Origin of the sequence: Candidatus Cyrtobacter comes, from assembly GCF_034470605.1 — a bacterium.
In the GTDB taxonomy this organism is placed as follows: domain Bacteria; phylum Pseudomonadota; class Alphaproteobacteria; order Rickettsiales; family Midichloriaceae; genus Cyrtobacter; species Cyrtobacter comes.
On the sequence record NZ_JARGYT010000003.1, the window covers coordinates 21,196 to 30,833 of the forward strand.

At 34.4% G+C, this 9,638-nt stretch carries 9 protein-coding genes; 5 read left to right on the top strand and 4 right to left on the bottom strand.

Annotated elements, in window-relative coordinates:
- Positions 1-344: 344 nt before the first annotated feature.
- Genes Cyrtocomes_RS00560 through sdhC form a run of 4 tightly spaced genes read right to left on the bottom strand, consistent with a single transcriptional unit; the run spans position 345 to position 3,069 of the window.
- Entirely contained in the window at positions 345-548 is a 204-nt protein-coding gene (locus Cyrtocomes_RS00560; protein ID WP_322497264.1) for a hypothetical protein, read from the bottom strand.
- Positions 514-2,289: a succinate dehydrogenase flavoprotein subunit gene (gene sdhA / locus Cyrtocomes_RS00565; RefSeq protein WP_322497265.1), complete on the bottom strand. Its 1,776-nt coding sequence runs from the start codon at positions 2,287-2,289 to the stop codon at positions 514-516. Before sdhA ends, Cyrtocomes_RS00560 begins: the two co-directional genes overlap by 35 nt.
- 6 nt (positions 2,290-2,295) lie before the next feature.
- Positions 2,296-2,655 carry a succinate dehydrogenase, hydrophobic membrane anchor protein gene (locus Cyrtocomes_RS06080; protein WP_410519682.1) on the bottom strand — a complete coding sequence of 120 codons (360 nt, stop codon included), beginning with the start codon at positions 2,653-2,655 and terminating at the stop codon, positions 2,296-2,298.
- Positions 2,656-2,667: 12 nt separating this feature from the next.
- Positions 2,668-3,069, bottom strand: a complete 402-nt coding sequence (gene sdhC / locus Cyrtocomes_RS00570) for a succinate dehydrogenase, cytochrome b556 subunit (RefSeq protein WP_322497266.1) — start codon at positions 3,067-3,069, stop codon at positions 2,668-2,670.
- Positions 3,070-3,719: 650 nt separating this feature from the next.
- Here sdhC and rho point away from each other — a divergent pair.
- The 5 genes from rho to Cyrtocomes_RS00595 all read left to right on the top strand — a co-directional run bounded on the left by rho (position 3,720) and on the right by Cyrtocomes_RS00595 (position 9,571).
- Positions 3,720-5,135, top strand: coding sequence for a transcription termination factor Rho (gene rho, locus Cyrtocomes_RS00575; RefSeq protein ID WP_410519684.1), 1,416 nt, complete (start codon positions 3,720-3,722; stop codon positions 5,133-5,135).
- 2 nt (positions 5,136-5,137) lie between these two features.
- Complete coding sequence (locus Cyrtocomes_RS00580; protein WP_322497267.1) at positions 5,138-5,962, top strand: 4-(cytidine 5'-diphospho)-2-C-methyl-D-erythritol kinase; 825 nt, start codon at positions 5,138-5,140, stop codon at positions 5,960-5,962.
- A 3-nt stretch (positions 5,963-5,965) separates the two neighbouring features.
- Positions 5,966-6,685 (top strand): triose-phosphate isomerase, encoded by a 720-nt coding sequence (locus Cyrtocomes_RS00585; protein WP_322497268.1) that lies wholly within the window; start codon positions 5,966-5,968, stop codon positions 6,683-6,685.
- 393 nt (positions 6,686-7,078) lie between these two features.
- On the top strand, positions 7,079-7,825 hold the full coding sequence (locus Cyrtocomes_RS00590) for an outer membrane beta-barrel protein (protein ID WP_322497269.1): 747 nt from the start codon (positions 7,079-7,081) through the stop codon (positions 7,823-7,825).
- Positions 7,826-8,218: 393 nt separating this feature from the next.
- Positions 8,219-9,571, top strand: coding sequence for a sodium:solute symporter family protein (locus Cyrtocomes_RS00595; RefSeq protein WP_322497270.1), 1,353 nt, complete (start codon positions 8,219-8,221; stop codon positions 9,569-9,571).
- Positions 9,572-9,638 lie beyond the last annotated feature (67 nt).

The following is a 9,638-nucleotide window of genomic DNA, read 5'->3' on the forward strand; positions in this document are numbered from 1 at the left end:
TTTCAAAATTAGCCATGTATAGTCGTTTTATTTGAGATGACATAGGCTATACTTAATAATACTTCTTGTATTATAGCTTATTAGCCTTATTTCCAATATACTAATTTAACTTAAATAACTATAACTCTTTTATGGCGATTTAGCTATATAATATAAGGAAGAATTTACTAAATTTAACACTTTATGATCCCTTATTCTCTTTTTTTAAGGACGCTATATCAAATCAAATAGCTTTCATAAAGTAGTGCATAAAACACCATTTATAGCCATGTTATCGCATAAAATCACTATACAATTATAGTGATTTTAGCTTAAATTAACAACATAGCTAATAGGCGGTATTATTATGCGCTATCTATCTCAAATAAAACAACTATCAATGATAAAATAGCACTAAACAAATAGAATGATCTTGATAATTTGCCAAGAAAAACACTGAGATATAAACAATTAAATGAACATCCATTCCTGAGTTTTGCATACTCAATAAAAATTTCATAAACTGCGAATATCTCAATAAACCCTACTTTGAGGAGAGACCGTATCAACCTCATCGGTTCCAGTACTCAAATTCACGGGTCTATATTCTATTTTTACATCCAGATTTTCTATATCTAGAAAAGATATAGTATGTTTCATCCAATTCTTATCATCCCTATTAGGATAATCTTCTCTTGCATGCGCGCCCCTACTCTCTTTTCTATTCAAAGCAGAATATATTGTAACCAACGCCTGAGATCTCAAATTATCCAATTCAAGCGCCTCAACTAGATCCGTATTCCATACCAAACCCTGATCAGTTAAATTTACATTTTCAAATGATCTAAATACCTCTTTTATTTTTTCTACACCATTTTTTAAAACCTTTTCCTCCCTAAAAACAGAAGCATGCTCCTGCATTGCATTTTGCATATCGTTTCTAATAGAAGAAACAGAAAGAGCCCCTTTAGAATTCAAAATTTTCTTCAACCTATCAAATCCAATATCAAACTTAGCTTTAGCATTATGAGGTAACCCGGGCTTCAATATCTCAGCCAATCTAAATGCAGCCGCTCTACCAAAAACAACTAAATCTAATAATGAATTAGATCCTAATCTATTTGCACCATGAACAGAAACACATGCAGCTTCACCAATAGCCATCAACCCTTTCACAACCTCCTCTTTTCCATCTTTAAATGTCAAGACTTCAGCATGGATGTTTGTTGGTATCCCACCCATATTATAATGTACAGTAGGAACAATAGGTATAGGCTTTTTGGTAACATCCACTTTTGCAAATATTCTTGCTGTTTCTGTAATTCCTGGGAGCTTTTCTTCGATAACGCTACGATCTAAATGACTAATCACTAAATTTATATAATCTTTTTTAGGACCACACCCTCTACCTTCTTTTATTTCTATAGCAACAGCCCTACTTACAACATCTCTAGAAGCTAAATCCTTAGCTTCTGGTGCATACCTTTCCATGAAACGCTCCCCATTAGCATTCTCAAGATATCCACCCTCACCTCTTGCACCTTCTGTCATTAAGCAGCCAGAACCGTAAATGCCTGTCGGATGAAATTGAACAAATTCCATATCTTGAAGTGGTATACCAGCCCTTAATACCATAGCATTTCCATCACCGGTACATGTATGCGCAGAGGTAGCCGAAGCATAAGCCCTTCCATATCCACCGGTTGCAATTATTACAGCATGCGACCAAAATCTGTGTAATGTACCATCATCTAAACAGTAAACACTAACCCCCTTACATACACCATCATCCATTATCAGATCTAATGAAAAGTGTTCAATAAAAAACTCAACACCAAATCTTAAACATTGCTGATATAAAGTATGTAATATGGCATGGCCCGTTCTATCTGCAGCTGCGCAAGTCCTCTGAGCACGCCCACCTTTTCCATAATGAGTTGTCATCCCACCAAAAGGTCTTTGGTATATTAAACCTTCTTTAGTTCTTGAAAATGGAACACCATAATTCTCTAACTCTATTATTGCTTGCGCAGCATGCTTACACATATATGCAATAGCATCTTGATCACCCAACCAATCAGAACCCTTGATTGTGTCATACATATGCCATCTCCAATCGTCCTCACCCATATTGCCTAAAGCACCACTTATACCACCTTGAGCAGCAACAGTATGACTCCTGGTTGGAAAAACTTTGGTGATACATGCGGATTTAAAACCCTTTTCAGCGACACCAAGTGCAGCCCTTAAACCAGCACCACCTGCACCAACTATCAACACATCATATTGATGATCTATAATATTTTTCACAGTAAATTAACCACAAAAAGCAAAAGTCCTGGTAACAAAATACATATAAGCAATAGAAAGAAATAAACCAACAGCGGTGACACTAACCGCTAAGTATAACAGTGCAGTACAGACATTTTTTATCCTTTGGCATTTAATATAATCCTCTATCACTACTTTCATCTCATGCAATATGTTATAAGATATTACAACAATGAAAAGCAACATTAAAGTAGCATTACATGTGCTACCCATGGACTGACTAAAGGTATCTATAAAACCATGTTTCGCACAATATGCAAAAAGAAAAATAAACCTTATAGACAGCAAAACTAGAATAAAAGACGAAATCCTATAAGGTGTCTTAGTTAAAGAAGTGTATGACATGTAAAAGACCGCTCAAAAAACTATATAGATCCACAGTACTAAAAAAACTAATACAGCGAGCGCTAATGAAAGCCAATTCAAAAGATCAGAACACCTTTTTGAAAGACACATTAACTCACCCCATACTATATGCCTAATAGTAGATATTACATAATATATAAAAGAGAAACTTAGGACGACGGAGAATAATGTTGAAAACAAAGCAGACCCACAGCACTCACACTTGCTATTATATAAACATAACTCCTCTGATAGCTCATACGTATTCAACTCCGCAACAAGCCATATCCCACCAAATATAAAAGCAATACATAGTAATACGCTACAAGCTCTATGAAAAATAGAGGAAAATGAGTTAATTTGCATCTTATATATAGCAAGATGCGGTGATATAGGAGATTTTAGATTGCGCATAGATCAACTTGGCCGCCAAATATTTTATACAGAAATAATGATTGCATTAAATTATATTATCAGCAATTTTTAATTTGATGATTAATAATTTTTTGTTAATGACATCATAACGCATAGCAAAATAACCATAGCAATTACAGCATATTATCAGATAAAACCCAATAAAAAACATATATTAAAATAGATATATAAATGCTTTGACAATTAGATTAACAAATATATAGTGTAGCTGTGGCCAATGTCTGTTTCGTTGTTGTTTTGGCTTTTTTCTGCAGTGTATTTTATGCTTAAAGCCTACCTATAGGCTTCTTTTCAGCAGAATCTTTCCCCCCAGTGTCTTTAGATATTGGTTTAACCTTTTCTTTGAAAACTTATTTATGTCAAACTCTCATACAGTACTTGATGCTTTGTTGGAAGCACAAGCTGCAATTCCTACTACCAACCTAGACATTGAAACAACTACTCAGGAAGATAATGCATCTAAAAAAGCTACACTGTCATTAGGCGTTATACGTAGAAGGAGAAAATTATTAAAAAATATCGAAAATCAATCAGAGCCAAATGAAGCTCCCCAATTATCGGAGGTGCAAGAGCTATCTGAAATGCGGCTACAAGAATCCGTAGCGCCAGAAGTATCAGAGACGTCAGTAATGCTAGAAGTGTCACAAGCATCTGAAGTATCAGAAGTATCAGAGGACGAAAGTAATAAGAAATTTATAGAACCTTCTGAGGTCGCTGAAAATAATGAATCCATTGAAGATACAACTGACTTAGAAGTCATTTCTCTAAAAAATTTCACACATAAAACAATAGATCAGCTAATCGAACAAGCCATTGATCTTGGAATAGAAAATTCTGGTAATATGTTAAGACATGACTTAACATTTTCCGCGCTCAAAAGCTTAGCATATAAAGGGCATAGAATAGTTGCAGATGGAGTTATTGATGTATTACAGGAGGGTTATGGCTTTTTAAGATCAATTGATTCAAGTTACGTACCAGCTTCTGATGATATATATGTATCTGCAAACCAAATAAGAAAATTCGCACTCAGAACTGGTGATACAATAACAGGCCACCTTAAACCACCAAGAAGAGGGGAGAGGTATTTTGCCATGTCTAATATCACAGAAATAAATAACAGAGATGTATCAAAATCCAAATATAGGGTGCATTTTGATGATTTAACGCCTTTATTCCCTAATAAACGCATCATCATGGAGAATATGGTGGATGTGAAAAATTCTTTAAGCTCAAGAATTATAGATATAGTTGCTCCACTTGGGTTTGGGCAAAGGGCCTTAATAGTTGCACCACCAAGAACAGGAAAAACACTTTTAATGCAAAGTATAGCACATTCTATAACAACAAATTATCCAGAAGCCCACCTTATGGTACTTTTAATAGATGAAAGGCCTGAAGAGGTGACCGATATGAAAAGATCTGTACAGGGAGAGGTTATTAGCTCAACATTTGATGAACCGGCCTCAAGACATGTCCAAGTTGCTGAAATGGTAATAGAAAGGGCCAAACGCCTTGTAGAAGAAGGTAAAGATGTTGTAATACTCTTAGATTCAATAACAAGATTAGCCAGAGCATATAATAACGTCGCCCCATCATCAGGGAAGGTCTTAAGTGGTGGTGTAGATTCTAATGCGCTACAAAGACCAAAGAGATTTTTTGGAGCAGCAAGGAATATAGAAGAAGGTGGCTCATTGACAATAGTTGCAACAGCGCTTGTTGAAACAGGGTCCAAGATGGATGAAGTAATCTTTGAGGAATTTAAGGGTACCGGTAATTCTGAGATCATCCTAGATAGAAAATCTTCTGAAAAAAGAATATACCCTGCAATAGATGTGGCAAAATCCGGCACAAGAAGAGAGGAGATGCTTATTGATAAGATAGATTTGTCAAAAACATGGCTTTTGAGGAGGATAATGAGCACTATGAGCGGAGTGGAGTCACTAGAATTTTTACTTGATAAACTGAGAGTCACAAAAAATAATACCGAATTTTACTCCAGCATGGATACGGGCAATTCTTTGAATCTGAAGAAATATAATTGATTATGCATTCGATAAGCGCCTACGCCAAAATTAATATTTTTTTAGAAATTTTAGGCAAGCGCAGCGATGGTTATCATCTACTAAACAGCCTGTTTGTCAGCATCGGGTTGCACGATGAGCTTAGTGCATTTGAGCATGAAGGACTTATATGCGAGATGTATGATCAATATGGAAGAAGATTGGTTATAGAGAATAATATAATTTACAAAGCTGCAATCAAATTACAAGAAGCTACTGGTATAAAAAGTGGTGCTTATATAAGCGTGAAAAAAAATATACCAGTAGCAGCTGGTCTTGCAGGAGGATCTACCGATGCTGCAGCCACGCTCAGAGCTTTAAATATACTTTGGCAATGCGGGCTTGATGATTTTCAGCTCATGCAAATAGGTCTTTCATTAGGAGCAGATGTACCGTTCTGCATTCATGGAGGGGCCGCGCAAGTTTCAGGGATAGGAGAACAAATTTCTCAAACTAAAATTCATGAGAAAATTCATCTACTTATAGTAAACAATGGCACACAGCTTCTCACAAAAGATGTATTTAAACATTTATCCGCTAAAGATTTTTCTGCCCCAAAACCATTCCCCACTACTATTGCCCAAATAGCAGAAAGAAAGAATGATTTGGAGAGCACCTCAATAACATTAGAACCTTCTATTGGCAATGTATTAAGCATGATCTCCAATCTTGATGGCTGTATGTTTGCAAGAATGTCAGGTAGTGGCCCTACTTGTTTTGGGGTATTTAAAGATGAAATATACCTACAGAACTCTATTCAAAACCTCCCTAAAAGTTGGTTTATATATACGGAAAGTCTCTTCATATAAAGTATGAAACAATTATTGATTGTAAACTGGAAAATGAATATGAATCTTGTTTCTGTACAAACATTCATGGACAATTTCAGTACACTAAACATCAATCACAATAATGCTGAAATTATTATCTGCCCATCAGTAATTCATATACCAATCTTAAAAGATTATAATTTATCATACGTTAATATTGGGGCACAAGATTGCTCTATTTTTCAAAATTTTGGAGCACAAACGGGTGAAGTATGCGCTAGTATGCTTGCAGAGCTTGGTGTAAAATACGTAATTTTAGGCCATTGTGAAAGAAGGTACCTGGGAGAAAATGAGGATATGATACTTTCTAAGATAGATGCTTCATTAAAAGCTAATATTATACCGATAGTATGTTTTGGTGAAGATGAACATGAGCATCTAACTATGGATACATGGACTATTGTGCAACAAAAGTTATCTTTTTTAAAGGGACTAAACCACAAAAATACTATTGTGATTGCATATGAGCCAATATGGTCGATAGGCTCTGGCAAAATTCCAGATAATTTATATATTAACTCGATACTTACCCATGCAAAGCAATACCTCAAGGATGATGGCTATTTATTCGTATATGGCGGCTCTGTAACAGCCAAAAATGCCCGAGATATACTAAAAATCTCAGATGGGCTGCTTATAGGTAGCGCCTCATTAGAGGTTACTAAACTTTATGATATAATGATGTGTTATCATGGGCTATAAAAAGAAAACAAAAATTACATTATTCACACTTTCTTTACTATCTTTCTCAATCCTCTCATATTACGCACTAAAACATCGGGAGCCAATCATTTATAAAAAAGAAAATAAGTGCTATAAAAAATTTAACAAATTAACAAGCAAGGTTACAGAAAGTGTCTATGATAATTTTAAAGGCTAGCTTGCATAAGCTACTCTTTTAGCAAGATTATCTCACATATATATTTGTATATACGCATTATATAGGTGAACTTTTTTACCTTTATAAAGTAGTTGATAAAATATTACCTTTACATAGACAAGCATTAACTCAATAAATATAGTATTATTCTTATATTCGAGGATTATTAAATATCAAAAATGAATAATAAGACTTTAATCCACATGGCTTTAGCTGTGATTTTTAATTTATCTGTCTTACCATGCTTCGCGTATGACGATGATAAGTTTGGCGTTTCTGTAAATGTTGGGGCTGGCTGGGCTACAAATTGGATGTCTGACTCAAAAGCTACAGATTGGAAAAAGAATGCAAAAGATGATGCAAAGATAGTAGGAGAGACGAACATACCATTCGTTCAAGGTATTAATAATGCCGCAGGTGGGCTTTTATACTCATTAGGTATAACATATGAAATACTTGATGGAATAGATGTAGGCATTTTGGGTTTTTATATGGGTACAGCGCGTGGTAAAATAACAAATACTGATGGTGATCTAAAAGGGCAAGATGTTGAATATACACATACCTCTTTGCTTGCGCAGGCACGCTGCAACTACATGTTTGATGATAATATTGGTATGTTCATCCATGCAGGGTTTGGCTTCTCTCGTAATAGAATGAAGATAAGTCAAGATTATGAATTTGATGCAAAAAGTCAGGGGAAATTTAAAATATCAGCCATTACCTCAGATGATCTAAAAAATAAATGGATTTGGGCGATGGGAGGCGGACTTATATATGAATTTATACCAGGTGTTAGTGCACAAATTAGATATGATTTAACTCAAAATAACATAGAAGTAGATATGAATAAGGCCGTTGGTAATGGCACTGGAACACCAGTTCCAGATATGGGCGGAGATGGAAAATTGAACACACCATATTTTCATAATTTGAGCCTTGTTTTAGGATTTTCTTACTAGTTTTTTCTACTATTAGTAGCACCATACTTTCGAGCAAGAAGCTTTGCTATAAAGATTAGTATTGATATAGTTATTTAAGTTGAATTAGCATATTTGAAATAAGGCTAATAAGCTGTAATACAAAAAGTATTATTAAATATACCACCTCAAATAAAACGGCTATGGTGCTTATAGTTACATAAATGATAAAATGTAACAGTTTTATCACATTTTATGGGTGGCTTTAAAATAAAATCGAGCATCTTTGCAAATATAAAGCCTACTATATAGGCTCATTACATAAGTAATAATTTGTAGCTATTAAAAAATCATTTGGCCAATAACCAACCATATCTCTTGATTTTTTTATGCCACAAAGCTAAATCTCAGCTCTGAACTTATAAACATTAAATTTTGCTAGACCATAGTATATCCATTATCGATTTTACAATATTACTTCTAGTGGTTGTTATCACTATATGTGTAAGCGTAGTAGGTATTAAATCTTATCCTAAATATAATAATAAGGCGTCTGAGCTTCTTGAATATTGGCTAATGGGTAGAAGGCTTACCCTGCCCGTATTTGTTGCGACTTTAACTTCTACTTGGTATGGAGGAATATTTAGCGTTACGCAAATTGCTTTTGAGCATGGAATATATTCGTTTATATCACAAGGAGTAGTTTGGTACATAGTTTATATATCTTTTGCATTATTTGCTGTAAAAAGATTAGAAAGAGGTAACTTGATTAGTATACCGGATTTGATATGCAGAAAATATGGCCATACCAGCGGCAATATTTCTGCCATTATCTTATTTATTAAATCTCTTCCTATCACATATGCAATTAGTATGGGGGCATTTTTACATGCTATGTTTAATATTGATATATCATTTGGAATTTTTTTAAGCTGTTTATTTGTAACCATCTCATGCATGTTAGGTGGTTTTAGAGGGCTTGTTTTTAGAGACATTGTACAATTTTGTGTAATGTATGCTGGCGCTTTAAGCGTTGTTCTATTTGCAATATATAAGTTCGGGGTATCTGAATATCTTAGCTCCAAATTATCAAGTAATTATTTTTCTTTAAGTGGTAACCATCAATTATCTGCAATTATCCTTTGGTTTATAGTTGCATTTTCAAGTGTATTCGTAAGCCCAATCTTTTATCAACGCTGTATGGCCGCAAGTTCTAAAAAAGTTGCAAAGTATGGGGTCCTTATATCTACTTTTTTATGGCTCATTTTTGATTTATGCACAGTTTTAGGCGGTATGTATGCAAAAGCCACAATGCCAGATACAAACTCCTTATATGCATACCTCTTTTTTGGGATAAGTATATTGCCTTGCGGATTTAAAGGGTTGTTTCTTGCCGGAATTATTGCAACAACGCTCTCTACACTTGATGCATTCTTATTTGTATCAAGCTCTATAATTGCTTACGATCTTTCACCAAAACACCTTAGGGGGTCTAAGATATTACGTATATTTTCTACTATAGCATGTGGTTTTTGCGTTTTTATCATATCTATCTTCGCTGGAGAAAATATGGAAGCTGTAATCATAGCATTTGAGATATGTTCATGCGCACCACTTATAATTCCAATCCTCTTTTCATATCTATTCAAGAGAAATTTCATCTTAAATGATGCCCAATGTACATCATCAATATTACTATGTGTGATATCTATCTGCGTCTTAAGATTATTAAAATATGAAATGGATTATATATTTTTAGGCACTGTTAACAAAGGTTTTGCCAAATAATGGAAAAGATGCAATATTATATTGGAGGCGATAAATATGGTATTTAGATGGATAAAAGGTTGTTTCC

What these genes read in the sequence shown, in the direction of transcription:
- Cyrtocomes_RS06080 (WP_410519682.1), bottom strand. Translation starts at nt 2,655, where the DNA reads ATGTCATACACTTCTTTAACTAAGACACCTTATAGGATTTCGTCTTTT.
- sdhC (WP_322497266.1), bottom strand. Translation starts at nt 3,069, where the DNA reads ATGCGCAATCTAAAATCTCCTATATCACCGCATCTTGCTATATATAAG.
- rho (WP_410519684.1), top strand. Translation starts at nt 3,720, where the DNA reads ATGCTAGAAGTGTCACAAGCATCTGAAGTATCAGAAGTATCAGAGGAC.
- Cyrtocomes_RS00580 (WP_322497267.1), top strand. Translation starts at nt 5,138, where the DNA reads ATGCATTCGATAAGCGCCTACGCCAAAATTAATATTTTTTTAGAAATT.
- Cyrtocomes_RS00585 (WP_322497268.1), top strand. Translation starts at nt 5,966, where the DNA reads ATGAAACAATTATTGATTGTAAACTGGAAAATGAATATGAATCTTGTT.